This is a genomic window from Xanthomonas sp. CFBP 7698 (assembly GCF_003600855.1).
In the GTDB taxonomy this organism is placed as follows: domain Bacteria; phylum Pseudomonadota; class Gammaproteobacteria; order Xanthomonadales; family Xanthomonadaceae; genus Xanthomonas; species Xanthomonas cannabis.
Genome location: NZ_PRDN01000001.1, coordinates 1,529,395 through 1,554,758 on the forward strand (window position 1 = coordinate 1,529,395; position 25,364 = coordinate 1,554,758).

The following is a 25,364-nucleotide window of genomic DNA, read 5'->3' on the forward strand; positions in this document are numbered from 1 at the left end:
AACAGTGGCGTGCTCAGGGCGCGATCCAGGCCAGCGTGGCCATGCGCCCGCTGCGGCGATCGCGGCGATGCGAAAAAAAGCGCCCGGCATCGGCAATGGTGCACAGCCCGCCGCCATGAATCGCCGCAACCGGCACGCCGGCACGCTGCAGGCGCTGCCGCGCAAGCGCATACAGATCCACCCGCCAATGGCCCGGACGGGTAGCGACAAACGCCACCTGCGCCTGCGCGTCGTCGCCGACGAAGGCGTTGAACACGTCTTCGCCGATCTCGTACATGTCTGGCCCTGCCGCCGGTCCCAGCCACGCCATGACCTGTGCTGCAGGCGTGCGCATGGCGGCCACGCTGCGCTCCAGCATGCCGTCGGCCAGCCCGCGCCAACCCGCATGGGCGGCAGCCACCTCGCTGCCATCCCGCGCAGCCAGCACCACCGGCAGGCAATCGGCGGTCAGGATCGCCAGCACCACGCCCGGCACCGCGGTCACCGCCGCATCGGCGCTGGGCTCGTGCGCGCCCGGCACTGCATCGCCGCCGCCGCCTGCCTGCCCCACCAACCCGGGCGGTGGCGTCTCCACCCGCAAGACCTCGACACCGTGCACCTGCCGCAACCACCACGGCGCGCTGGGCAAGGCCAGCGCATCCGCCAGCAGCGCCCGATTGCGTTGCACCCGCTCGGGCGCATCGCCCTGGGCACTGCTGCGGTTGCCCAGATTGAGCGTGTCGAACGGGGGCACCGATTCGCCCAGGCCGTAGCGCAAGGTGGTCAGGGCCCGGATGCGTGGGGGCGCCGGCCAGTCGGCGGGCAGGACGAACGGCGCGGACACGGTCACTTCAGCGACGCGCCAGTTCGGCCGCGCGTGCGCTGTCCTCGCGCAGGGCAGTCATCAGGCGCTGCAGATCGGCCGGCACCGGCGCGGTGGCGCGCACCGGCTGGCCGCTGACCGGATGCAGGAATTCCAGGGTTTCGGCGTGCAACGCCTGCCGCTTGAAGGTCCGCAGCTCGTGCACCAGCGCGTCGGTGGCCCCCTTGGGCAGCTTGAGCGCGCCGCCGTACAGCGGGTCGCCGACGATCGGCGATTTCAGGTGGGCCATGTGCACACGGATCTGATGGGTGCGCCCGGTTTCCAGACGGCATTCCAGCGCGGTATGCGCCCGGAAGCGCTCCCGCAGGCGGTAATGGGTGACCGCATCGCGGCCGTCGTCGCGCACGGCCATCTTCAGGCGATCACGCGGATGGCGGTCGATCGGCGCATTGGCGGTGCCGCCGGACACCAGCGCACCGACCACCACCGCCAGATACTGGCGATGCACGTCGCGCGCAGACAGCTGCTCCACCAGCGCGGTCTGCGCCTGCACGGTGCGCGCCACCACCATCACGCCGCTGGTGTCCTTGTCCAGGCGGTGCACCACACCGGCGCGCGGCACCGCCGACAGCGCCGGGTCGCGGAACAGCAGCGCATTGACCAGGGTGCCGTCCGGGTTGCCCGCGCCCGGATGCACCACCAGGCCGGCCGGCTTGTCGATCACCAGCACCTGGTCGTCCTCGTACAACACGTTCAGCGGGATGTCCTGCGGCGCAGCGTGGGTCTGGGTTTCCAGTACCACCTGCAGCTGCACGCTCTCGCCGCCGCGCAGGCTGTCGCGCGGTCGCGCGATTTCGCCATCCAGCAACGCATCGCCGGACTTGATCCACTCCGCCAGCCGCGAGCGCGAGAATTCGGGAAACAGCTCGGCCAGCACCGCATCGAAACGGCGCCCTGCGGCGCTGTCGGGCACGGTGGCCTGACGGATGGACGGGTCGGTGAAGTCGGCGGAGGGGTCGGACATGGACACGGGCACTCAGGCAAAAACGGGAATTTGGGGGTCCGGACGGCAGGAGTCAGTCGCCGGACAGGCCACTAGGCTATCATCGCGCTTTCGTTTTCCTGATGCGTCCTGCCCAGACCCATGATCCGACGGTCCACGTTTTCCGCGCCTGCGCGCCTGATTGCCCTCATGCTGGTCATGGCGTTCGTCGTCACCGGCTGCCACCGCGGCGCCAAGGACAAGAATCCCGACGAGGGCATGCCGGTCGAGCAGCTCTATGGCAAGGGCCATGGCCTGATGGAGAAAGGCAACTGGGCCGGCGCCGAAGCCAGCTACAAGCGGCTGATCGCCCAGTACCCGTATGGGCCCTACACCGAGCAGGCGATGATCGAAACCGCCTACGCGCAGTACAAGGCCGGCAAGCACGACGACACCGTTTCCAGCGTCGACCGCTTCATCCGGACCTACCCGACCCATCGCAACATCTCGTATCTCTACTACCTGCGCGGGCTGGCCAACAGCAACCGCGACACGGTGTTCCTGCGCCGGGTGTGGTCGCTGGACCCGAGCCGCCGCGACCTGTCCTCGCCGCAGCAGGCCTACAACGATTTCAACACCGTCACCGACCGCTACCCGAACAGCCGTTACGCCGCCGATGCGCGCAAGCGCATGATCGAGCTGCGCGACATCTTCGCCCAGCATGAGCTGGACAACGCGCTGTATTACCTGCGCCGCAACGCGTGGGTGTCGGCGGCCGGCCGTGCCAACTACCTGCTGGAAACCTACCCGCAGAGCGCCTATCAATACGACGCCGTCGCGGTACTTGCCGAGGCCTACACGCACCTGGGCAACAAGACCCTGGCCGCCGACGCACGCCGTGTGCTCGAGCTCAACAGCCCGCAGCACCCGTGGCTGACCGGCAACTGGCCGAAGTACCCCTGGGCCATCCGCAAGCTCAACCCGTTCGCTGGCGAGAAGTCCGCCGCCACCGGACAGCGCAACGCACAGATGAATCGCGACTGAGATTTTCGACCGTCGCGTGAAGCACAACAAGGGGCCGCAAGGCCCCTTTGTTTTATTGGGCAGGTCCTGCCGGGCGTGAGGGAGGCCGCCGCCACGCGCGCGCCGGCAGCCAGTTCTACGACATTGCTGCAACAGGGCCTTGGGAGCGCTACTGCCCGCTATAGCCGTTGGTGATCGGGTAGCGCCGCTCGCGCCCGAACGCACGCCGCGATACCTTCGGCCCCGGCGCAGCCTGGTGACGCTTCCACTCGTTCAGCCGCACCAGGCGTAGCACGTGCTCCACCGTGTCGGCCGCGTATCCGGCAGCGACGATGTCATCGCGCGACTGCTCCTGATCGACATAGCGATACAGGATGCCGTCCAGCACGTCGTACGGCGGCAATGAATCCTGGTCGGTCTGATTGTCGCGCAGCTCGGCCGAGGGCGGGCGCGCGATCACCGCCGGCGGAATCACCGGCGCGCCGCCCACGGTGTTTCGCCACTTGGCCAGGCCAAACACTTCGGTCTTGTACAGGTCCTTGAGCGGGGCATAGCCACCGCACATGTCGCCGTAGATGGTGGCGTAGCCCACCGCGTATTCGCTCTTGTTGCCGGTGGTCAGCAACAGCCCGCCGAACTTGTTGGACAACGCCATCAGGATCACGCCGCGGCTGCGCGACTGCAGGTTTTCCTCGGTGATGTCCGGCTGGGTGCCCTCGAACATCGGCCCCAGCGCGGCGAGCAGCCCCTCGAACGCCGGCTCGATCGCGATGGTTTCCAGTTTGACGCCCAGCGCGCGGCATTGCTCGTCGGCCAGGTCGTTGGACAGGTTGGCGGTATAACGCGAGGGCAGCCGCACAGCGGTCACGTTCTCCCCGCCCAGCGCATCCACCGCCATCGCCAGCACCAGCGCCGAATCGATGCCGCCGGACAGGCCCAGCCACACCTTGCTGAAACCGTTCTTGCGGCAATAGTCCTGCAGCCCGCGCACCACCGCACGCCACGCCAGCGCGTCCATGCTTTCGTCGCCGTCGTCCACCCACACCACCGGGGTGAAGCTGCGCTCGCCGGCCGCGTAATCCACCACCAGCCATTGATCCACAAACGCGGCGGCGGCCGGGTGCACTGTACCGTTGCCATCGGCCACCACCGACGCGCCGTCGAACACCAGCGCATCCTGTCCACCGACCACGTTGAGGTAGGCAATCGCCGCCCCGCTCTCGCGGGTGCGCTCGGCCAGCAGCGCATCGCGCTGGGCATGCTTGCCGCGCTCGTACGGCGAGGCGTTGGGCACCAGCACCAGCTCGGCGCCGGCCTGCACCGTCTTGGCCAGCGGCTCGGCGAACCACAGGTCCTCGCAGATCACCACGCCCACCTGCACGCCCTTGACCGTGACCACGCAGCTGTCGCCATCCGGATCCACGTCGAAGTAGCGGCGCTCGTCGAACACCGCATAGTTGGGCAATTCGCGCTTGCGGTAGGTCGCCTCGATGCGCCCGTCGCGCAACACGCTGGCCGCGTTATAGACCACGCTGCCGGCACTCTGCGGCCAGCCGACCACCGCCACGATGCCGCGCGTGGCGGCGGCGATCCGCGCCAGCGCCTGCTCGCAATGCGCCAGGAACCCCGGACGCAGCAGCAGGTCTTCCGGCGGGTAGCCGCTGATCGCCAGTTCGGGAAACAGCACGATGTCCGCATCGAACTCGTCGCGTGCGGCTGCGATGAAGTCGATGATGCGATCGGTGTTTTGGGCCACCGCGCCGACCGGGAAGTCGAACTGGGCCATGGCGATGCGGAGCGTCTGGGACATGTCAACGGCCTTGTGCGTGTGTTTTCCGAAGCACGGAAGCGGGAAGGGAGGAACGAGCCGCAAGCAGACCCCGCGCGATCATCTCGCAGACGTCGTCGCCGCTGGCCAGAACTGCATTATTCCAGAAGCGCAGCACCTGGAAGCCCTCGCAGCGCAGGAAGGCATCGCGCGTGGCGTCCGCGCCGGGCAGCAGGTGCTGGCTACCGTCGATTTCGACGATCAACGCCCGGGCGAGGCAGACGAAATCGACGATATAGGGCCCTACGGGAAACTGACGCCGGAACTTGAAGCCGAGCAGGCGTCGATCTCGCAACCGATACCACAGCGCGCGCTCGGCGGCGGTCATTTCACGACGCAGGTGTTTGGCGAATCCGGTCTTGGCGGCGTGGCGCATGGACATTTCCGGCAGGAGGATGGCCAAGATGGCTTGCGCCGCCCGGGTGGCGCTATCGGTGTTGATGGCGCTTTGGCGTGGGAGATCGCCGCGAGGGAGGCTGCCCTCACCCCTACCCCTCTCCCGCAAGCGGGAGAGGGGATGTCGCAGCCGGCGGGGGTTGAGCTGCGAAAGTTGCGTGGCCGTGACGTGCTCTGTCTATCAAGCAGGCAACGATCGGCCCGGCATTTCTTGGACCATGATCCCAGCAGCATCTCTTGCTGTTGCTCTTGCTCTTGCTCTTGCTCTTGCTGTTGCTCTTGCTGTTGCTCTTGCTGTTGCTCTTGCTGTTGCTCTTGCTGTTGCTCTTGCTGTTGCTCTTGCTGTTGCTATTGCTCTTGCTATTGCTCTTGCTATTGCTCTTGCTGTTGCTTCCTTCTCCCGCCTGCGGGAGAAGGTGCCCGAAGGGCGGATGAGGGAACGCTTCCAAACACCCACAAAAAAGGCCGCCCGAAGGCGGCCTCTCTAACGCTCACACGCGTACGCGCGCGGGACGTGCTTACTTCACCAGCGCAGCGATCGCCGCACCCAGATCGCCCGGCGAACGGACGGTCTTGACGCCGGCGGCTTCCATCGCCGCGAACTTGCCTTCGGCAGTGCCCTTGCCGCCCGATGCGATCGCACCGGCGTGGCCCATGCGCTTGCCGGCCGGCGCCGAGGCACCGGCGATGAAGCCGACCACCGGCTTCTTGACGTGGTTCTTGATGTACTCGGCACCGGCTTCCTCGGCGTCACCACCGATTTCGCCGACCATGATGATGCCTTCGGTCTGCGGGTCTTCGTTGAACAGCTTGAGGCAGTCGACGAAGTTCAGGCCATTGATCGGGTCGCCACCGATGCCGATGCAGGTGCTCTGGCCCAGGCCCACTTCGGTGGTCTGCTTGACCGCCTCATAGGTCAGCGTGCCCGAACGCGACACGATGCCGATCTTGCCCGGCTTGTGGATGTGGCCCGGCATGATGCCGATCTTGCACTCGCCCGGGGTGATCACGCCGGGGCAGTTCGGCCCGATCAGCACGGTGTCCGGATGCGAGCGGGTCAGCACGTTCTTGACGCGCAGCATGTCCAGCACCGGAATGCCTTCGGTGATGCACACGATGACCTTGATACCGGCCGCAGCCGCTTCCAGGATCGCGTCGGCCGCGTACGGCGGCGGCACGTAGATCACCGATGCATCGGCGCCGGTGGCCTCGACCGCATCGGCAACGGTGTTGAACACCGGCAGATTGATATGGGTGGTGCCGCCCTTGCCGGGCGTCACGCCGCCGACGACCTGGGTGCCGTACTCGACCATCTGAGTGGCGTGGAAGGTGCCCTGCTGGCCGGTGAAGCCCTGCACGATCACCTTGGTGTTCTTGTTAATCAAAACGGACATGGATAGTTCCTTCGGTGTCGTGAATCAGGCGGCGTTCTTGACAGCTTCGACGACCTTCTTGGCACCGTCGTTGATGTTGTCGGCCGGGATGATGGCCATGCCGCTGTCGCGCAGCAGCTGCTTGCCTTCTTCCACGTTGGTGCCTTCCAGGCGCACCACGACCGGAACCTTGACGCCCACTTCCTTGACCGCGGCGATGATGCCTTCGGCAATCATGTCGCAGCGGACGATGCCGCCGAAGATGTTGACGAAGATGCCTTCGACCTTGTCCGAGGACAGGATCAGCTTGAACGCCTCGATGACGCGCTGCTTGTTGGCACCGCCGCCCACGTCCAGGAAGTTCGCCGGCTCGCCGCCATTGAGCTTGATGACGTCCATGGTGGCCATGGCCAGGCCTGCGCCGTTGACCATGCAACCGATGTTGCCGTCCATGGTGACGTAGTTGATGTCCAGCTCCGAAGCGGTCACTTCGGTCTCGTCTTCCTGCGTCTTGTCGCGCATGGCGACCAGCTGCTTCTGACGGAACGCGGCGTTGTCGTCGCTGTCGAACTTGCCGTCCAGCGCGTACAGGTTGCCGTCGTCCAGGATCGCCAGCGGGTTGATTTCAACCAGCGCCAGGTCCTTTTCGTTGAACAGGCGGTACAGATTCACCATGATGCTGGCGAACTGGCCGGCCTGCTTGGCGTTCAGGCCGAGCTTGAAGCCGAAATCGCGGCCGTGGTAGCCCTGCACGCCTTCGACGAAATCGACGTTGAGCGAGTGGATCAGCTCCGGCGTTTCGGCCGCCACCTGCTCGATCTCCACACCACCCTCGGACGAGGCGATATAGGTGATGGTCTTGGTGCCGCGGTCGACCAGGATCGACAGGTACAGCTCCTTGACGATCTCGCCGGCGGTGGTCACCAGCACCAGGTTGATCGGCAGCTCGACGCCGGCGGTCTGGTAGGTCGACATCTTGGTGCCGAGCATCTTGGCCGCTGCGGCCTTCACATCGTCGGTGGTCTTGCAGAACTTGACGCCGCCAGCCTTACCGCGGCCGCCCGCGTGGATCTGCGCTTTCACCATCCAGGGGCCCTGGCCCAGGGAATTGGCGACTTCAACCGCTTCGTCCGGGGTCGCCGCGACCTTGCCGGCCGGAACGGGGATGCCGTACTCGGCAAGCAGCTGTTTTGACTGGTATTCGTGGAAATTCATGCGTCACCGTGGGAAAAGGAAACGACCGCTGCGTGCAACGCAGTCCGCCTAGGCGGCACGTCATGGGACGCGAACGGGCCGCCTATTGTGGCCGACCACGCCGTGCGGCGCAAAATTCGCCGGAATTGGCCGAGCAATCGCACAGCTTGCGCGCCGCCCGGCAATGTGTGCACACGCTGTGCATGCCGCCGCACCTGCCTATACTCGCGGCTTGTTACGGCGGGGAATCGGCTTGGCATCCAGCGCATCGCTCATCGACCGGATCCAGTCCGCGCCGCAGCGCGAGCTGTACTTCTTCTCGCTGTACCGGGTGCTGGTGGCCGGCCTGATCGCCGCGCTGGTGTTCAGCCCCCTGTCCGACGCCATCCCGGAGCCGCGCTACCCCCGGCTGGGCGCGGCGGTGGCGATCGGCTACCTGTGCCTGGCCATCCCGCTGCTGTTCTGGGGCCGCAACGAACGCCGGCTGACCGCCACCGTCCTGTGTGCGGTGATCGCCGATATCCTGGCCGCGACCCTGGCCACGCATGCCCTGCCTGGTGCCAGTGCGGGCATCGCGATGATGCTGCTGTTCAACGTGGCGGCCGCCTCGATCCTGCTGCGGCTGCGTTACGGCATGGGCATCGCGGTACTCGCCAGCAGCGGCATGGTGCTCGAATACCTGTGGACGTTGCTCGAAGGCGGCGGCGCCACCCGGCCGCTGGCCGAGCTGGCCATGTTCGCCACCAGCTACGTCGCGGTGGCCTTCATCTGCGAACAGATCGCCTCGCGCGCGCGCAGCAACCAGGTGCTGGCGGAAGAACGCGGCGCGCAGGTCGCCAATCTGTACGAGATCAACGAGTTGATCATCCGGCGCATGCGCACCGGCGTGCTGGTGGTGGATGCGCACAATCACATCAGCCTGGCCAACGAAGCGGCGCTGGCGCTGCTGGGCGATGGCGACCAGCGCAAGGCACCGACCGACCTGTCGCTGGCCGCGCTCACCCCGGAACTGGCGCGCCGGCTGCAACGCTGGCGCAGCGGCTGGCGGCAGGAGGAAGCGCCACTGCAGCTCGGCGCCGACCGCCCCGAGGTGCAGCCACGCTTCGTCCGCCTGCTGGCCGACAGCGACCTGGTGCTGGTGTTCCTGGACGATGCCACGGTGGTCTCGCGCCGCGCCGAATCGCTGACCCTGTCGGCGATGGGCCGCTTCTCTGCCAGCCTGGCGCACGAAATCCGCAACCCGCTGGCGGCGATCAGCTACGCCTCCCAGCTGCTGGAAGAATCGCCGGACATCGGCGACGCCGACCGCCGGCTGCTGCAGATCATCCACCAGCAGTGCCAACGCACCAACGGCATCGTCGAAAGCGTGCTCGGCCTGGCCCGGCGCGAACGCGCCAGCCCGGAGAATCTGGACCTGGCCGCGTTCGTGCGTCGCTTCGTGGTCGAGTACCGGCAGACGCTATCGATGGAAACCGACATCCTGGAAGCCAGCATCCAGGGCAGCTCTGTGCATGCCCTGGTCGACCCCAAGCACCTGCACCAGATCCTCACCGCCCTGGTCCACAACGCCCTCAAGTACGGCCGGGTGCTGGACGAACCGGCGCGGGTGAAGCTGCGCGTCGAACGCCTGGAGCGCACCGCAGTGATCGACGTGATCGACCGCGGCCCGGGCATTCCGGAAACCGTTGCCGCACAACTGTTCCGCCCGTTCTATACCACCTCCGAACATGGCACGGGGCTAGGCCTGTACATCGCCCAGGAGCTGTGCCGCGCCAACCAGGCACAACTGGACTATGTCTCGGTGCCGGGTGGCGGCGCCTGTTTCCGGATCGTCCTGCAGGCACCCAACGGCTTGCTCGGGAAATAAGCAGGACGGTAAGAAGCGACATGCGCACGTCCGGCTGGCGGGATTGGCTGGTTCGCAGTGCCGGGCATCGTCAGTGCCGCAGGCGTCGATGGCCGCAGACGATGACTACACCTTGCCGCGTTGGGCACTTGAGCTGCAGCGATGGCCGCACCTCTCGCTGCGCCAGACCAGGGCCGAAGGGCTGCCGCCCGAGCGCAGTTCGCGCCAGTTGCAGCGCGTGTTGCGCATCCGTTCCTGCGCATCCGCGAGGCGGTGATCGGGCCAACGAGCAAAGCCAGCGCTGACCGCGCGGCATCGCGCGACACAGGTCCGGCCCGAGTGGTGCAGCCTGAAATGGCTCGCGCCCGCACGTCCCTTGCGGAGGTGGACTGACCCAGCGTTGGAAAGCACCGGCTCTTCCGCAGCGTGGGCTCTGCACACGCTGCCCACGCTGCCGCCAAGTCTCACAGCGATGAAGCGCAGTCGAGCTGCGCGCACCAAGTGAATCGTTGAGCCCGAAGGGCGCGGCAATTGTCGATTGTCATCGCGCTGGGCTATCGTGCGCAGGATGAACGAACCCAAAAGCGCTCTGGTTGTCGATGACGAGCGAGATATCCGCGAGTTGCTTGTTCTCACCCTGGGCCGCATGGGCCTGCGCATCAGCACCGCCGCCAACCTGGCCGAAGCGCGCGAGTTGCTGGCCAACAACCCGTACGACCTGTGCCTGACCGACATGCGGTTGCCCGACGGCAACGGCATCGAACTGGTCACCGAAATCGCCAGGCACCACCCGCAGACCCCGGTGGCGATGATTACCGCCTTCGGCAGCATGGACCTGGCTGTGGAAGCGCTGAAGGCCGGCGCCTTCGACTTCGTGAGCAAGCCGGTGGACATCGGCGTATTGCGCGGCCTGGTCAAGCACGCGCTGGAATTGAACAACCGCGACCGCCCCGCCCCGCCACCGCCGCCACCGGAACAGGCCAGCCGCTTATTGGGCGATTCGACTGCGATGGAAAGCCTGCGCGCCACCATCGGCAAGGTGGCGCGCAGCCAGGCACCGGTCTATATCGTCGGCGAATCGGGCGTGGGCAAGGAGCTGGTGGCGCGCACCATCCACGAGCAGGGCGCGCGCGCGGCCGGCCCCTTCGTGCCGGTCAATTGCGGCGCCATTCCTGCAGAATTGATGGAAAGCGAGTTCTTCGGCCACAAGAAAGGCAGCTTCACCGGCGCACATGCCGACAAGCCGGGCCTGTTCCAGGCCGCACACGGCGGCACGCTGTTCCTGGACGAAGTGGCCGAGCTGCCGCTGCAGATGCAGGTCAAGCTGTTGCGCGCGATCCAGGAAAAGTCGGTGCGCCCGGTCGGCGCCTCGGGCGAAACCCTGGTGGACGTCCGCATCCTGTCGGCCACCCACAAGGACCTGGGCGACCTGGTCTCCGACGGCCGCTTCCGTCACGACCTGTACTACCGCATCAACGTGATCGAACTGCGCGTCCCGCCGCTGCGCGAACGCGGTGGCGACCTGCCGCAACTGGCCGCTGCCATCATCGCCCGGCTGGCGCATAGCCATGGCCGCCCGATCCCGCTGCTGACGCCCTCGGCGCTCGACGCGCTGGACCAGTACGGCTTCCCCGGCAACGTGCGCGAGCTGGAAAACATCCTCGAACGCGCCCTGGCCCTGGCCGAGGACGACCAGATCAGCGCCAGCGACCTGCGCCTGCCCGCCCACGGCGGCCACCGCCTCGCCGCCGCCCCCGGCAGCGCCGCGGCCGAACCGCGCGAAGCCGTCCACGACATCGACCCGGCGTCCGCCGCACTGCCCTCCTACATCGAGCAACTTGAGCGCGCCGCGATCCAGAAAGCGCTGGAAGAAAACCGCTGGAACAAGACCAAGACCGCCGCGCAGCTGGGTATCACGTTTCGAGCGTTGCGTTACAAATTGAAGAAGTTGGGGATGGAGTAGGAAAGCTGGGAATCGGGAATCGGGAATCGTAACAGCGCAGGCGCAGGCCGCAGTGGTTCCCGCGGGAGACGCCGCCATGGATCGGCTCATGCATGCATCACCTTGCCTGTAGCCCGCTGCAATGGTTGACGCTTATCCAGCCAAAAAGGCCCAGGACGTACAGATCCCAGGCTTTTCCCATTCTAGTTCCCGTTCCCCATTCCCGAATCCCCAATCCCTTCTCGATTCCAATCCCCGGCCTTTAGTCCTTGATTACGCGATCGATCTTGGCCAGGCGAGTCACCCGTGCGCAACCTTCATCAAAACCGCATGCCGCGGATCGCGGATACCGATCTTCTGCAAGGCCTCAGCGATTGCATCGCATTTACCACCGCCTCCTTCTCCCGCCTGCGGGAGAAGGTGCCCGAAGGGCGGATGAGGGCCATCAGTCCTTGGTCACTCGATTGATCTCAGCCAAGCTGGTCACCCCGTGCGCAGCCTTCATCAACGCCGACTGCCGCAGATCGCGGATACCGATCTTCTGCGACGCCTCGACACTCTGCATCGCATGCCGCCCGCTCCCTTCTCCCGCCTGCGGGAGAAGGTGCCCGAAGGGCGGATGAGGGCCCTCAGTCCTTGGTCACCCGATTGATCTCAGCAAGGCTGGTCACCCCGTGCGCAGCCTTCATCAACGCCGACTGCCGCAGATCGCAGATACCGATCTTCTGCGACGCCTCAACACTCTGCATCGCATGTCGCCCGCTCCCTTCTCCCGCCTGCGGGAGAAGGTGCCCGAAGGGCGGATGAGGGCGCTCAGTCCTTGGTCACCCGATTGATCTCAGCCAGGCTGGTCACACCGTGCGCAGCCTTCATCAACGCCGACTGCCGCAGATCGCGGATACCGATCTTCTGCGCAGCCTCGGCGATCTGCATCGCATTGCCACCTTCCAGCACGATCGCACCGATCTCATCGGTCATCGGCATCACCTGGTAGATGCCGGTACGCCCCTTGTACCCTTCAGTGCACTCGTCGCAGCCCACCGCCTCATACAGTTCGATCCCCGCAGCGATCTGCTCCGGCGTAAAACCCTCGGCCAGCAATGCATTTTCAGGCAGCGACGACTTGCGCTTGCAGTGGTTGCACAACCGCCGCGCCAGGCGCTGTGCGATGACCAAGGTCACCGACGAGGTAATGTTGTAAGGCGCGATGCCCATATTCATCAGGCGCGCGATGGTCTGCGGCGCATCGTTGGTATGCAGCGTCGACAGCACCATGTGACCGGTCTGCGCCGCCTTGATCGCAATTTCGGCGGTCTCCAGGTCGCGGATTTCGCCGACCATGATGATGTCCGGATCCTGACGCAGGAACGAGCGCAGCGCCGCAGCAAACGTCATCCCGCGTTTGACGTTCTGCTGCACCTGATTGACGCCAGGCAGGCGGATTTCGACCGGATCCTCAGCCGTGGAAATATTACGGGTCTCATCATTGAGGATGCCCAGCGCCGTATACAGCGACACCGTCTTGCCCGAACCAGTCGGCCCGGTCACCAGCACCATGCCATAAGGCTTGTGGATCGCTTCCAGGAACAGCTTTTGCTGATCCGCCTCGTAGCCCAGCTTCTCGATACCCAACTTGGCCGCACTGGCATCCAGGATACGCAGCACTACCTTCTCACCAAACAAGGTCGGCAAGGTACTCACACGGAAGTCGATCTGCTTGGTCTTGGACAGATTGAGCTTGATGCGCCCGTCCTGCGGCACCCGCTTCTCGGCGATATCCAGCTGCGACATCACCTTCAAACGGGCCGCGATGCGCTGGTTCAACTTCACCGGCGCCTTGGCCACATTCTTCAGCAGCCCGTCGATGCGCAACCGCACCCGGTAGTCGTCTTCATACGGCTCGAAATGGATGTCGGAGGCTCCCCGCCGGATCGCATCCACCAGCACCTTGTTGACGAACTTCACCACCGGCGTGTCGTCGCCCTTGGCATCAACCCCGGAATCCCCGCCGGCGCCCATGTCCTCGTCTCCGGTGGAGACGTCTAAATTTTCCATGCCCTCGTCGTCGTCGCCCATCGATGAGCTGAGTGACGCATTACTTGCTTGCCATTGTTCCAAGGTTCGCCGAATCTGATCCTCATCGACAAGGATCGGCTCAACCACCAGGTTGGTGTGGAACTTGATGTCGTCTAAGGCCCTTGTCTGAGTCGGATTGCTCACCCCTACGAATAGGCGATTGCCGCGTTTGAACAGCGGCAGTACTTGAAACTTTTGCAGCAATTCTTCGCTAACCAATTTGATTGCATTCTGATTTGGGTCAAACGACGACACGTCAAGCAGCGGCATCCCGAACTCCACCGAGTTGGCCGCGGCAAGTTGCGAAGCGGTTACCAGCTTCTTCTCCGAGAACCATTGAGGCAATGGAACCTTGGCAGTAGCGGCCTGATCCATCGCAGCACGCGCCGCGCCTTCATCCAGAGCACCGTCCTGCACAAGACGCCGGGCAATTCCGGTAATGCCAACCAAGTTAGCCGTGACGACGCTATTCATAGATCCCTGTCCTGATTTCTTAGTAGTTATAGTATCGCGGCACTAGCAGCGGCACATGCCTGCCTGACCAGCCTGGCCGCTTGCATTCCGGCACTCCGTGACTCCGTGACTCCGTGACTAGCATCTTGGATCAACTCTGGAGCGAGGTGGTCGCGCCTCAGAGGCCACTTAGATAGAGTGCCTGCATTTCGTGATGCGTGAACCAATCGCCCAGCCAGCGTTGATCGAATGGAAAATAGCGTGTTCTTTCCAATCTGAAACCTGTCTCGGCCAGCAGCTCTGAGCGTGAAAGGAACTCGGCGTCAATGAAGGTAAGATGTGTAGGATCGCTGCGAAAACCCGCCTTACCCGGCACGATCACAAGCAGTCGTTGTACGCCCAAGCGACGAGCGGCTAGAGCCAATTTGCTGAAAATCGCTGCCGGCGCCTCAAGATGCTCGAGGACATGACTGACCACCATCGATTCGAACCGAATCGAATCAGGGATCACGCTCAACTGCCAGTCGTCGGCGAATCCGTCGTAGTGATCTACCGCGAGCCCCAGGCTACGACAGTAAGTAACAGTGGCAGCGTTGTACTCAAGCCCTCTGGATCCCTCGGGCAACCGTCCAAGTAACTCTCCCACGCCGCAGCCGAAATCCAACGTCGGGCCGCGCAACAACGATTTCGCACTGCGCAGATAGAACTTGCGTATCAGCTTCCTCAGCGGTGCGCGATCGGTCTGATAGCTAGTGTAGCGCTCATCGAAGTCAGCCACGTCGACCCTCACCCGCCTTTCTATTGACCAACAGGTGCAGAGTCCGAGCAGGCACGGCAGCGATATCGTAGGCGAGGAAACCCAGAATAAGCTGGATCCCCACGATCACCTGCAGCGCTGCAAGCATCACGCTACCAGCAGAACTGAAATACCCGGTCTGCGCCGATTGCAGCCAGAAGAACACGCCGGTCGTCGCACCGGAGAACAGGAACAACACGCCTGCAACCAGCTCCAACGATGCAAGGGACAGGTCGCGCAGGAAATAGTTGTAGAAGATCCGCTTTCCAAAATTGCGTAGATGTCGGATGGCGAAATCCAGGACGATCTTGCGCACACTCAGGTTGCTGACTTCGTCGCCATACCGTGCGTCCATCGGCACATCGACCACCACTGCCCGGATGGTATTCAGACGAAACAGCATGTCGCTTTCAAAAAAATATCGGCGGCTGATCTTGTCCAGCGGCATACGTGCCACTACGCTCGCATGCACGGCCGTGTAGCCATTGGTCGGATCGAAGATGTCCCAGTAGCCAGAAGACAGCTTGGTCAGAAACGACAATGCGGCATTGCCGATAATCCGCATCTTGGGCATCCGGCCGATCTGCGCCAGGTCGTAGAAGCGGTTGCCCTTGGTGTAATCGGCTTCGCCTCGAACGATCGGCCCGATCAGCTCCGGCAACGCATCCGGATCCATCTGACCATCGCCATCCATCTTTACGATGATCTCCATGCCATCGGCAACCGCGGCCAGATAGCCAGCGATCGTGGCACCCCCGACGCCCAGGTTGGAGGGATTGCGACACACCACCACCCGCGGATCCGCGCAGCGCTCCTCTACCCAGGTGCCACTGGCTTCGGGGCAATGATCGTCGACCGCGTAGATGCGTTCGACCTGCGCGGGAATGGAAGCCAGCACATCGAGCACCTTGGTCCTGACCCGGTAGCAGGGAATGACAACCGCCAAGCGCACCTCGAACCTGGCTTCGTCGGTCCCGGGCCACGCATTGGTGGCGTACTGCACTGCAGCCTGCATCGTCATCCCCCGGCGCTGTAGGAGAGACGATAGACGCGCGCCAACAACGCGGCAACCGCAGGCGGCCAAAAACGTTGGAACATCATCAGATCCTCCGTGGCTCGCATGCCCGACAACACCCCGTCGCTGGTGGTACTTGCGGAATGCACACGATGCAGCATGGATACCTTGCGCACACGCACGAACGACCCTTGCTGATCGGCTGCGCGCGTCCACGCGTCCCAATCCAAGTTCAACCTAAGATCTTCCCGAAAAACGCCCCAGCCGGCGTCCTTGCGAACGGTCACCGACGGGCATGGCACCGCGCACCCGAACATCAACAGGCGCCGCTTCGAAGCCCTTGAGCGAATCACGGATGTCCCCAGAAAACCCATCTCCTGCAAGATCCACTTGACCGTCAACATCGGCGTCATTATGCGCCGCTGCTCGCCCGCCAGTTCGCCGTAACCGGTCATGACCAATACGGCACCAGGCTCCTGTGCGATGGCCGCCTTGGTCTCGCTTGCGAAGTCGGGCAGATAGACATCGTCCTGATGCGCCAACGTGACCCAGCGCGCAGACGCCGTACCCAGCGCCAGATTCCAGTCGTGACCGATGCCCCGCGGCGCATCGGTATGCACCACCAACCTGGCGCCGTAGCGCGCCGCTAGTCCCGCAATTTGCGGGCTGGGAGTGGACGTGCTGATCCAAATGGGCGATGGCGACGACTGCGCTGCCAGAGAGCGCAGACACGCGTCCAGATAAGGCGAATCGCCGTATGCGGGCACTACGAACGCGTGGTCGACAGTGGCGGGCATCCCCTCAGCCTGCCTGCGCGGTGAGCGAGACAAGCGCAACCCCGGTGGAGATCAACACCAACCCAACCCATTGCCACGGCGTCAATCGCTCCCCGTAGAGCAACCAACTGAGCAGGGCCAGCAGGAGATAGAAGAAGGCGCCGGAAATCGCAAACGCAACACCCAGCTTGACGTGGCGAACCACCAGCATCCAGACCAGAAACCCGATGCCCTGCACCGCCACCGCAGTGATCACGCTGGGCGACAGCACCGCGGCCAATAACCAGTCGCGTCCCCTAGGCGCTGGCGTCCGCGCAGCGATTTGGGTCAACCCATGCTTTACCAGCAACTGGCTTCCGATAGTCGAACACGTCACGAAAAAAATTAGAGGTATTTCACGTATCATCACATTGCCGCGTTCGGGATGGGGCCTGACCGCGCATCGAATGCCTGCGTGTCGTCGCGAACAGCATAAGTGCTGCGAACCGACCGCACCACTTGCGCAAAGGGGCCAGAAAGAGTGACAAATTTGGTCACCCTCTGACCCTTTTGGTCGCCGCGCAGAGCTGCAGTTCCGGAAGAGTCCGCCTGAGCGCTTGTTAAACGGCAAGCTGCTGGAGTTGGCACGCCCTTTGCTTTGATCAACACGTGGTGGTCACGCACAGCCACGGCCCGATCCCTGACGCTCAGGGCAACGGTCACCGAAGTGCTCTCATCCTGTCCCAATCCAATCCAAGCCAAGGCCGAATCAATGAAGAAGAATATGCAGCAGGGCTTCACCCTGATCGAACTGATGATCGTGATCGCTATCATCGCCATCCTGGCCGCCATCGCGCTGCCGGCCTATTCCGACTACACCAAGAAGGCCAAGGTCTCGGAAGTCGTTCTGGCCGCCTCTGCAGGACGCACTGCCCTCTCGGAGTTTTCGGCTGCGAACAATGGCGCCTGCCCCTCGGGCAACATTATTGAAAGTCAGACAACTGCTTACGTAGGCGGCGTCAGTAATTCTGGTTGCGTCATTACTGCAGTGAGCAATGTCTCGGGCGCTACGGGCAATATCGTACTGCGCGGCACCCCGAACTCGGTCAACTTCCAGATTGACTGGACATGTGGCGGCACGGTTGACACCAAGTATCGCCCTGGCTCTTGCCAAGGGACCAAGCAATAATATTAATTTTTAATTCAAGAGAACCCCGGGAAACCGGGGTTTTCTTTTTGAGATATTTAGTTTATAACCACGGTCATTATGCGAATCCAAATCCCCCCATTGGCTTGGTTTATTACTGCAATAATTCTCTCAATTGCAGTTTATTGGCCCGGATTAAATGGCCCGTTCTTAATGGATGACGGCCGGCATCTCGCACTGATTCAATCCTGGCAAAAAGGCCAGATCGACCTTTGGGCGGTGGTCGCCGGCAACGATAATTGGCTATTCCACCGCTCTTTAGCGATGCTGACTCTCGCTGCAAATGTCGCATTTGGCGGTGACACAAGTTTTTCTTTAAAGCTTGGCAATCTGCTACTACATTTAATCTGCAGCTGCATCGCCTATGCGACGTTGAAACGCATGCTAGCTCTAGACAAAATTCTATGTAAAAATTTTAATTTATTTTCCGTTCTAATTTGTGCAATTTGGCTACTTCATCCACTGAATGTCAGCACTGTACTGTACATAGTACAGCGCATGAGTCAGATCGCAACAATCTTCCCTCTCCTCGGCGTTTGGCTTTACATCAGCATCCGCAACCGCATGTTGGCAGGAAGAATTTCCGAAAAAAACGCAGCATGGATACTTCTCTTAGGAATCCCATTTCTTACCTTTCTTGGTGTCCAAGGGAAGCAAAGTGCGATCGTACTTATTGGCCTTTGCCTAGTAATAGAACTAGGTTGGTATCAACATCCCAAACAGTGGGGGACAACACTCAGATTACTGTACGCATCTCTGCTACTGCTGCCACTTTTGATCATAATCGGCCTTTTAGTATGGAAATGGCAAAGCCTTCACTCTGCAATGCTTGAGTGGGGCATGACGCCAACCGAACGCCTGCTCAGCCAGCCAAGAGCGCTTTGGGAATACTGCAGGATGTTACTCATCCCTTACTCCCCCGCCATGGGCATTTACAATGACGACTTCAAGATCTCTCACAGTTTAATCGATCCCATAACAACACTATGGGGTTTATTTGGGCTAATCGCCACTAGCTTGGCCGCGATATCTGCTCGCAAAAAAATCCCAGGAATATTCGTCGGGTGGTTTTGGTTTCTAGTTGCGCACTCGGTGGAGGCGAGCATTGTTCCTATCGAACTCTACTATGAACACCGCAACTATCTACCGCAGTTCGGGCTATGGTTAATGATTGTCAGTCTCATCGTGGCAGCACTACAGGCACTTAATAGATACGGAGTGCGCGTGAGGGCTATAGGATGGCTGATATCTGTGGGCTTCATAGCAGTCATCTCTGCACAAACGTTTTCACGGGCACTGGTGTGGCGGACTTCGCTCGGCATCAGTGCGTCAGCAATTGATAAGCATCCCGACTCTACTAGAGCAAGTGTGGCGTTTGGCTTCGCAGCTATGCAGGCCGGGCTTGTGAAAGATACTTACGAGGTATTTCAGCGTTTAGCCGAGAACCCAAACCGAAGTATTTCTAGCGTCGGCAAAATGGAGCTTACTGTCCTTAACTGTTCCATCCATCAGGATAGTGATCCTACTCTATTGCTATCGGCTGCAAATCGACACCCCAGGACCCTTGATCCTGTTATGCCATATGCTGTGGGCAATTTATTGGAGATTCGCCAACGTAATGGCTGTGGACGCATAACACCGCGCCTTTTGGCCGATACAATTGTAAGAATTGCAGACCAGGCAATAGACGCAAGCGAAGCCTCGCAACCAAAAGTCACCCTTCGCTATAACGCTGCGCTGGCATACTACCAAGCTGATGAATGGCGTCTCGCGTTGCGTCAAACACGCTTAGCGTGGCCCTACAGCAAGGATCCCTCAATCGCGTTATTCTACGTGAAACTGCTACTGCAGGAGGGCGACCTGACTGAAGCGAAGAGGGCGTTTTGGGAATTGATGCAGCGTGCCGGTTATGAGCGCCCAAGTCAGCTTTCGGGCGCTGCACGCGGCGCCGCACTTAGAGCAATGTTGAAAGAAATTAATCAGTACTCAGCTATGCATGGGATGACTGGCTTGGGCGAGACTGAGAGCGCTTCGCAGAAGTAGCTTGTCCAACTCCAAAGAGCGCCCCATGTGTACAGTAGAACGAGCCATTTGTTCCACGAGCAGCTATAGTGGCAGGACTATGCCGGCATGGGGTGCCGGTGGGGAGACAGACATTGGCCGCGATCACTACGAAAAAAAAAGCGCCTTCAGCGAGTAACCGTACTAGCCAAATGGCGACTTTTGTTTGGGAGGGGACAGACAAGCGCGGCGTCAAGATGAAGGGCGACGAGCTTGCCCGAAATGCCAACATGTTGCGCGCCGAGCTCCGGCGGCGCGGCATTACGCCGACAGCGGTCAAGACCAAGCCCAAGCCGCTGTTTGGCGCAGCTGGCAAGCCAATCAAGCCGAAGGACATCGCATTCTTCAGTCGGCAGATGGCGACCATGATGAAATCAGGCGTGCCGATTGTGGGCGCGCTCGAAATCATCGGCGAAGGCGCCAAGAATCCGCGCATGAAAAAAATGGTGGGTGGAATACGTACCGACATCGAGGGAGGCTTATCACTTAATGAAGCAATCAGCAAGCATCCTGTGCAATTCGATGAATTGTACCGTAACTTGGTCAGAGCCGGCGAGAGTGCGGGCGTTCTCGACACCGTGCTGGAAACGGTTGCTACATACAAGGAAAATATCGAGGCGCTGAAAGGCAAGATCAAAAAAGCGCTGTTCTATCCAGCAATGGTGATGGCCGTTGCGCTCATTGTTAGTTCCATCCTGCTCATCTGGGTGGTTCCGCAGTTCGAAACCGTGTTCTCCAGCTTCGGCGCGGAGCTACCTGCCTTTACTCAGATGATCGTAAATTGTTCACGCTTCATGGTCTCTTGGTGGCTACCAATGCTGCTGGTCGCGATCGGTTCGGTGGTTGGGCTAGTCATGGGCTATAAGCGCTCGCCGAAAATGCAGCATCTGTTCGACAGGCTGATCTTGAAGGTGCCAGTCATAGGGAAGATCATGCACGACAGTGCCATTGCCCGGTTCGCGCGCACCACGGCGGTGACATTCAAGGCTGGTGTCCCGCTAGTGGAGGCGCTGGGCATTGTGGCCGGCGCCACCGGCAACAAAGTCTACGAAGAGGCGGTGCTGCGCATGCGCGAAGACGTATCGGTTGGCTACCCGGTCAACTTGTCGATGAAGCAGGTCAATCTGTTTCCGCATATGGTGATTCAGATGACCGCAATCGGCGAAGAGGCCGGCGCATTGGATACCATGCTTTTCAAAGTGGCCGATTACTTCGAGCAGGACGTGAACAACGCCGTGGATGCATTGAGCAGCCTGCTAGAGCCGATGATCATGATCTTCATCGGTGTCGTTGTCGGCGGCATGGTGATAGGCATGTATCTTCCGATCTTCAAACTCGGCGCAGTGGTTGGATAAGACGTAATGGCATTTCTCGACCAGCATCCCGGTCTCGGCTTTCCTGCCGCGGCCGGACTGGGACTGCTGATCGGCAGCTTCCTGAACGTGGTGATCCTGCGCTTGCCCAAGCGTATGGAGTGGCAGTGGCGGCGCGATGCGCGCGAGATCCTGGAACTGCCGGACATCTACGAGCCGCCGCCGCCGGGGATCGTGGTGGAGCCCTCGCACGATCCCGTTACCGGTGACAAGCTCAAGTGGTGGGAGAACATCCCACTCTTCAGCTGGCTGATGCTGCGCGGCAAGTCACGTTACAGCGGCAAGCCGATCTCCCTACAGTACCCGCTGGTGGAGTTGCTGACCTCGATCCTGTGCGTGGCCAGCGTTTGGCGATTCGGCTTCGGCTGGCAGGGCTTCGGCGCGATCGTGTTGAGCTGCTTCCTGGTGGCGATGTCGGGAATCGACCTGCGCCACAAGTTGCTGCCGGACCAGTTGACCCTGCCACTGATGTGGCTGGGCCTGGTCGGCTCGATGGACAACCTCTATATGCCGGCCAAACCCGCCCTGCTGGGCGCGGCGGTAGGCTATGTGTCGCTATGGACCGTGTGGTGGTTGTTCAAGCAGCTCACCGGCAAGGAAGGCATGGGCCACGGCGACTTCAAGCTGCTGGCTGCGCTTGGTGCGTGGTGCGGGTTGAAAGGCATCTTGCCGATCATCCTGATCTCCTCGCTGGTCGGCGCCATCCTGGGCTCGGCCTGGCTGGTGGCCAAGGGCCGCGACCGCGCCACCCCGATCCCGTTCGGCCCGTACCTCGCCATCGCCGGCTGGGTGGTGTTCTTCTGGGGCAACGATCTAGTGGACGGCTACCTGCACTTCGCAGGCCTGCGTTGACCAGGGCACGACGATGAGCGACTTCATCGTCGGCCTCACTGGCGGCATTGCCTCCGGCAAGAGCGCCCTGGCCTCCGAGTTCGAGAAGCTGGGCGTGCCGGTTGTCGACGCCGATACTGTTGCACGGCAGGTTGTCGCGCCGGGCCTCATCCTTGATGCAATCACGGCCCGTTTTGGTCGAGGCATCTTGTTGCCGGATGGCACGCTGGACCGGCAGACCTTACGCAAAATCGTCTTCGGCGATGCAGCCCAACGCAGAGCACTAGAGGCGATCACTCATCCTGCCATCCGCGCTGAGCTGCAACGCGCCGCACAGGAAGCTGTGGGCCCTTACGCCATCGTCGCAATCCCCTTGCTGACCGAAGCGGGTGGCCGAGCAACTTATTCCTGGCTGGACCGCATTCTTGTCGTCGACGTGCCGGTGGAACTTCAACACGCTCGCCTGATGCAGCGCGATGGCGGTACATCGGCACTGGCTGATCAGATGATTGCTGCCCAAGCCTCTCGCGAACAGCGGTTGGCCATCGCCGACGACATCGTCAGCAACGAGGGCAATGCGGAACTGTTAGCGCAAAGCGCTCAACGATTGGATGCGGTTTACAGAAACGCGCTTCAAGCACGTCGAAGCCAGCTCTGAGCGCCTGAAAACTCTGTATTCGAAATTCCGCTGCGGTGAATCTGCAGTCATTGCCGCCTCGCACAGCGTGCACGCCCACGCGGTGCACGGCAGGTAGAGTGTCTACGAAGTAGAGCGCGGCCGGTCGCACAGCCAGCGGGTTCCCAGCGTGCGCCTGCGCGGGCTGTGGCCGGAGCAGTTGGGGTTTTCGGTTGGCTGCAAGCTGCAGATCACGGCGCGCGAGGGCGAACTGGTGGTGACGGTGGTCGAGCGCTGAGCTGTGTTTTGGTGCGGTTGTTGGCTGAAGCCGTTGCCTTGGGGCGCTATGGGCAAGGCTGTCGCGCCCGGGTGCGCTCCTACGGGAGTGCGGGTGGTTGGTCAGCGATGGAAGGCCAGTGTGGCGATGACGCCGCGCTCTTGGCCTGGGCGCACGCTGACGCGCCAGCCGTACAGGTCGCACAGGCGGCTGACGATCGACAGGCCGATGCCGCCGCCTTGCGAATGACCGGCGTGGGTGCCGCGGTAGCCGCGCTGGAACAGCTTGGCGGCGTCTTCTTCGCTCAGGCCGGGGCCGGAGTCGATCACCTCGACAGCATCGGCCAATACGCGCACGCGCACCTGGCCGTCCTGGGTGTATTTGACCGCGTTGCCGATCAGGTTGCCCAGCGCCACCGACAGGGCAGATTCGGGGGCGTCGATGACCAGGTCGCGTTCGCCTTCCAGCAGCAACTCCAGTGGTTTGCCGCCGAGCTGGGCGCGGTGCGCGTCGATCAATTGTTCGGCTACCTTGGCCACGTTGCTGCTGCCCTGCCCGCGTTCGTTGCGCGAGAGCAACAGGAGCGAGCCGATCAGGTCACTACATTGCTGTTCGGCGCGCTGGATGCGCTGCAGCCGCTGCAGCACCTTTTCGTCGAGATTGGGCTTGGTGAGCAGCAGTTCTGTGGCGCCGCGGATCACTGCCAGCGGGGTACGCAGTTCATGGCTGACGTCGGCATTGAACTCGCGATCGCGTTGCACCACCTCGGTGAGGCGCGCGGAGTAATCGTCCAGCGCTTCGGCGAGCTGGCCCACTTCGTCATCGGGGAAATGCGCGGCCAGCGGCTTGGGCTCGCTCGTGCCGCCGCGGTAGGCGCGCAGGCGTGCGGCCAGGTCCGACACCGGGCGCATCACCTTGGACGCCGACCACCAGCCGATCAATAGCGAAAACCCGCTGAACACCAGCACCGAGAGCATCAAGGTGCGCTTGAGCTGGATTTCGCCCTTGAGCGTCTGGGTCATGTCATAGGCAAGGAAGAACCACTCGCTGGGCGTCTTGCGCACCGCCAGTTTGTACGAGTACGCATTGCCGTTTTCGTCCACGCCGGAAATGGTGTGGATGCCATCGGGAAACTGGTACCACTCCGGCTGCTCGAGGCGCAGCGCTTCGAACTTGTCGCTCTTGACCACGCGCCCACGCATCTGCTGCACCGGCAGATCCGGATTGTGCAGCGGGTCGGAATAGAACCGCTGCGCGAATGCGTCGATGTTGCGGTTCATCACGTCTTCGACCAACTGATTTTCCACGCGCGCGCGTGCCCAGTTGGTGGCGAAGGCGAACAGTGTGGTCAGGCAGAAGCCCAACAACACGAACGACAGGATGATGCGGCTACGCAGGCGCCGCCGGTAGCGGCCACGCCTGCGCGCCGGGCGCGCGCTTGTACGTTCAGGCATCAGGCGACGCGATGCGGTAGCCGATGCCGTGACGGGTCTGGATCATCGGCACGTCGAAGGGCTTGTCGACCACCGCACGCAGGCCATGGATATGCACGCGCAACGAATCCGAATCCGGCAGCTCTTCACCCCAGACGCGGGTTTCCAGCTCCTGGCGGGTGACCACGGCCGGCGAAGCTTCCATCAGCGCCTGCAGGATCTTCAGCGCGGTCGGGTTGAGCTGCAGAAGCTTGCCGCGGCGGCGCACTTCCAGCGTGTCCAGGTTGTATTCCAGGTCGCCGGTTTCCAGCACGCGGGTGTGCACGCCCTTGCCGCGACGCGACAGTGCGTTGAGGCGCACTTCCACTTCCTGCAGCGCGAACGGCTTGATCAGGTAGTCGTCCGCACCGGAGTCGAAGCCGGCCAGCTTGTTGTCCAGCGAGTCGCGCGCGGTGAGCATCAGCACCGGGGTCTGCTTGCGTGCTTCGTTGCGCAGCTTGCGGCAGACTTCGATGCCGTCCATGCCGGGCAGGTTGAGATCCAGCACGATGGCGTCGAACTCGTGCACCACGGCCAGGTGCAGGCCGGTCACGCCATCGGCGGCGAAGTCCACGGTGTGCCCACGGTCTTCGAGATAATCGCCCAGGTTGGCGGCGATATCGCTGTTGTCTTCAATCACTAGAATTCGCACTGGAACCTCATTCGTTAAACTGTTTTTAGCGCTGGCGCCGAGAAATATCGTGTCATTCACAGTGGTCAGACTGCACGCCAGGCGAGCGTCATGCACTGCTTCGTACTCATCTGCACACCAGGTGCTCGCTCGCGCCAGCGTTCTGCCGGTCATCTTCGCTTGCCCTGGACAAAATTCGGGTGACGAGCTTCGGAGGGTTGCAGGTGGCTATTGGCTGGTTTGGCTGCAGCTCCTGTCGCTCCGGCTGCGCCACCAATACCGCTCCAACTCCGACCGGGCACCCCGCTACCTTAGCGCGCTGTTCCTGACTGACATCGGAGCCATTACTTGCTCGCCCCCTGTCGCTATGCCTGTGCCTTACCCGCAGCCGGCAGCGTGCCTGCGCGGTCGGCAA

At 62.3% G+C, this 25,364-nt stretch carries 24 protein-coding genes and 1 pseudogene; 10 read left to right on the forward strand and 15 right to left on the reverse strand.

Annotated elements, in window-relative coordinates:
• Nucleotides 1-13: 13 nt before the first annotated feature.
• Nucleotides 14-829 carry a peptidoglycan editing factor PgeF gene (gene pgeF, locus XnspCFBP7698_RS06415; RefSeq protein ID WP_104579919.1) on the reverse strand — a complete coding sequence of 272 codons (816 nt, stop codon included), beginning with the start codon at nucleotides 827-829 and terminating at the stop codon, nucleotides 14-16.
• 1 nt (nucleotide 830) lies between these two features.
• Nucleotides 831-1,826, reverse strand: a complete 996-nt coding sequence (gene rluD, locus XnspCFBP7698_RS06420) for a 23S rRNA pseudouridine(1911/1915/1917) synthase RluD (protein ID WP_104579920.1) — start codon at nucleotides 1,824-1,826, stop codon at nucleotides 831-833.
• Between the two features lie 120 nt (nucleotides 1,827-1,946).
• On the opposite strand from rluD, the gene XnspCFBP7698_RS06425 reads away from it, so the two are divergent.
• The gene (locus XnspCFBP7698_RS06425; protein WP_104579921.1) at nucleotides 1,947-2,828 is read left to right on the forward strand and encodes an outer membrane protein assembly factor BamD; all 882 of its coding nucleotides are present in this window, start codon (nucleotides 1,947-1,949) and stop codon (nucleotides 2,826-2,828) included.
• A 148-nt stretch (nucleotides 2,829-2,976) separates the two neighbouring features.
• Here XnspCFBP7698_RS06425 and XnspCFBP7698_RS06430 read toward each other — a convergent pair whose 3' ends face one another.
• Nucleotides 2,977-4,617, reverse strand: coding sequence for an NAD+ synthase (locus XnspCFBP7698_RS06430; RefSeq protein WP_047695069.1), 1,641 nt, complete (start codon nucleotides 4,615-4,617; stop codon nucleotides 2,977-2,979).
• Between the two features lies 1 nt (nucleotide 4,618).
• Nucleotides 4,619-5,011, reverse strand: a complete 393-nt coding sequence (locus XnspCFBP7698_RS06435; RefSeq protein WP_184388242.1) for a DUF559 domain-containing protein — start codon at nucleotides 5,009-5,011, stop codon at nucleotides 4,619-4,621.
• A 238-nt stretch (nucleotides 5,012-5,249) separates the two neighbouring features.
• Between XnspCFBP7698_RS06435 and XnspCFBP7698_RS06440 the strand changes: the two genes are divergently transcribed.
• Complete coding sequence (locus tag XnspCFBP7698_RS06440; protein WP_123137324.1) at nucleotides 5,250-5,519, forward strand: hypothetical protein; 270 nt, start codon at nucleotides 5,250-5,252, stop codon at nucleotides 5,517-5,519.
• Nucleotides 5,520-5,549: 30 nt separating this feature from the next.
• On the opposite strand, the gene sucD is transcribed toward XnspCFBP7698_RS06440, so the two are convergent.
• Together sucD and sucC are read right to left on the reverse strand one after the other, a co-directional pair.
• The gene (sucD, locus tag XnspCFBP7698_RS06445) at nucleotides 5,550-6,425 is read right to left on the reverse strand and encodes a succinate--CoA ligase subunit alpha (protein WP_005921370.1); all 876 of its coding nucleotides are present in this window, start codon (nucleotides 6,423-6,425) and stop codon (nucleotides 5,550-5,552) included.
• Between the two features lie 24 nt (nucleotides 6,426-6,449).
• Nucleotides 6,450-7,619, reverse strand: a complete 1,170-nt coding sequence (sucC, locus tag XnspCFBP7698_RS06450; protein ID WP_039405518.1) for an ADP-forming succinate--CoA ligase subunit beta — start codon at nucleotides 7,617-7,619, stop codon at nucleotides 6,450-6,452.
• A gap of 232 nt (nucleotides 7,620-7,851) precedes the next feature.
• Here sucC and XnspCFBP7698_RS06455 point away from each other — a divergent pair, with 232 nt between their 5' ends.
• Together XnspCFBP7698_RS06455 and XnspCFBP7698_RS06460 are read left to right on the forward strand one after the other, a co-directional pair.
• The gene (locus XnspCFBP7698_RS06455; RefSeq protein ID WP_047695066.1) at nucleotides 7,852-9,465 is read left to right on the forward strand and encodes a HAMP domain-containing sensor histidine kinase; all 1,614 of its coding nucleotides are present in this window, start codon (nucleotides 7,852-7,854) and stop codon (nucleotides 9,463-9,465) included.
• 547 nt (nucleotides 9,466-10,012) lie between these two features.
• Complete coding sequence (locus XnspCFBP7698_RS06460; RefSeq protein ID WP_199680055.1) at nucleotides 10,013-11,407, forward strand: sigma-54 dependent transcriptional regulator; 1,395 nt, start codon at nucleotides 10,013-10,015, stop codon at nucleotides 11,405-11,407.
• Between the two features lie 424 nt (nucleotides 11,408-11,831).
• On the opposite strand, the gene XnspCFBP7698_RS06465 is transcribed toward XnspCFBP7698_RS06460, so the two are convergent.
• The 7 genes from XnspCFBP7698_RS06465 to XnspCFBP7698_RS06495 form a co-directional block, all read right to left on the reverse strand.
• The gene (locus XnspCFBP7698_RS06465) at nucleotides 11,832-11,951 is read right to left on the reverse strand and encodes a pilus assembly protein (protein WP_104579922.1); all 120 of its coding nucleotides are present in this window, start codon (nucleotides 11,949-11,951) and stop codon (nucleotides 11,832-11,834) included.
• Nucleotides 11,952-12,015: 64 nt separating this feature from the next.
• Nucleotides 12,016-12,135 (reverse strand): pilus assembly protein, encoded by a 120-nt coding sequence (locus tag XnspCFBP7698_RS06470; RefSeq protein ID WP_104579923.1) that lies wholly within the window; start codon nucleotides 12,133-12,135, stop codon nucleotides 12,016-12,018.
• 64 nt (nucleotides 12,136-12,199) lie between these two features.
• Entirely contained in the window at nucleotides 12,200-13,936 is a 1,737-nt protein-coding gene (gene pilB, locus XnspCFBP7698_RS06475; RefSeq protein ID WP_104579924.1) for a type IV-A pilus assembly ATPase PilB, read from the reverse strand.
• Nucleotides 13,937-14,093: 157 nt separating this feature from the next.
• On the reverse strand, nucleotides 14,094-14,693 hold the full coding sequence (locus XnspCFBP7698_RS06480; protein ID WP_158255439.1) for a methionine biosynthesis protein MetW: 600 nt from the start codon (nucleotides 14,691-14,693) through the stop codon (nucleotides 14,094-14,096).
• A complete protein-coding gene (locus XnspCFBP7698_RS06485; RefSeq protein WP_104579926.1) occupies nucleotides 14,686-15,732 on the reverse strand; it encodes a glycosyltransferase in 1,047 nt (348 codons plus the stop codon). Before XnspCFBP7698_RS06485 ends, XnspCFBP7698_RS06480 begins: the two co-directional genes overlap by 8 nt.
• Complete coding sequence (locus XnspCFBP7698_RS06490) at nucleotides 15,729-16,523, reverse strand: glycosyltransferase family A protein (RefSeq protein ID WP_104579927.1); 795 nt, start codon at nucleotides 16,521-16,523, stop codon at nucleotides 15,729-15,731. Before XnspCFBP7698_RS06490 ends, XnspCFBP7698_RS06485 begins: the two co-directional genes overlap by 4 nt.
• 4 nt (nucleotides 16,524-16,527) lie before the next feature.
• Nucleotides 16,528-16,908, reverse strand: coding sequence for an SMR family transporter (locus XnspCFBP7698_RS06495; protein ID WP_104579928.1), 381 nt, complete (start codon nucleotides 16,906-16,908; stop codon nucleotides 16,528-16,530).
• A gap of 345 nt (nucleotides 16,909-17,253) precedes the next feature.
• Between XnspCFBP7698_RS06495 and XnspCFBP7698_RS06500 the strand changes: the two genes are divergently transcribed.
• From XnspCFBP7698_RS06500 to XnspCFBP7698_RS21320, 6 genes and pseudogenes are all read left to right on the forward strand, one after another.
• Complete coding sequence (locus tag XnspCFBP7698_RS06500) at nucleotides 17,254-17,670, forward strand: pilin (protein WP_199680057.1); 417 nt, start codon at nucleotides 17,254-17,256, stop codon at nucleotides 17,668-17,670.
• 78 nt (nucleotides 17,671-17,748) lie between these two features.
• Nucleotides 17,749-19,731, forward strand: coding sequence for a hypothetical protein (locus XnspCFBP7698_RS21315; protein ID WP_146093185.1), 1,983 nt, complete (start codon nucleotides 17,749-17,751; stop codon nucleotides 19,729-19,731).
• Between the two features lie 170 nt (nucleotides 19,732-19,901).
• The gene (locus XnspCFBP7698_RS06505; protein WP_104579929.1) at nucleotides 19,902-21,104 is read left to right on the forward strand and encodes a type II secretion system F family protein; all 1,203 of its coding nucleotides are present in this window, start codon (nucleotides 19,902-19,904) and stop codon (nucleotides 21,102-21,104) included.
• Between the two features lie 6 nt (nucleotides 21,105-21,110).
• The gene (locus tag XnspCFBP7698_RS06510; RefSeq protein ID WP_039519369.1) at nucleotides 21,111-21,974 is read left to right on the forward strand and encodes an A24 family peptidase; all 864 of its coding nucleotides are present in this window, start codon (nucleotides 21,111-21,113) and stop codon (nucleotides 21,972-21,974) included.
• A 13-nt stretch (nucleotides 21,975-21,987) separates the two neighbouring features.
• Nucleotides 21,988-22,611, forward strand: coding sequence for a dephospho-CoA kinase (coaE, locus tag XnspCFBP7698_RS06515; RefSeq protein WP_104579930.1), 624 nt, complete (start codon nucleotides 21,988-21,990; stop codon nucleotides 22,609-22,611).
• A 53-nt stretch (nucleotides 22,612-22,664) separates the two neighbouring features.
• Nucleotides 22,665-22,867, forward strand: a pseudogene (locus XnspCFBP7698_RS21320) (SymE family type I addiction module toxin); the annotation flags it as partial.
• Nucleotides 22,868-22,968: 101 nt separating this feature from the next.
• Here XnspCFBP7698_RS21320 and XnspCFBP7698_RS06525 read toward each other — a convergent pair.
• Entirely contained in the window at nucleotides 22,969-24,300 is a 1,332-nt protein-coding gene (locus XnspCFBP7698_RS06525; protein WP_166744818.1) for a HAMP domain-containing sensor histidine kinase, read from the reverse strand.
• Nucleotides 24,293-24,970, reverse strand: coding sequence for a response regulator transcription factor (locus XnspCFBP7698_RS06530; protein ID WP_003490678.1), 678 nt, complete (start codon nucleotides 24,968-24,970; stop codon nucleotides 24,293-24,295). The genes XnspCFBP7698_RS06525 and XnspCFBP7698_RS06530 overlap by 8 nt, the downstream gene beginning before the upstream one ends.
• Nucleotides 24,971-25,364 lie beyond the last annotated feature (394 nt).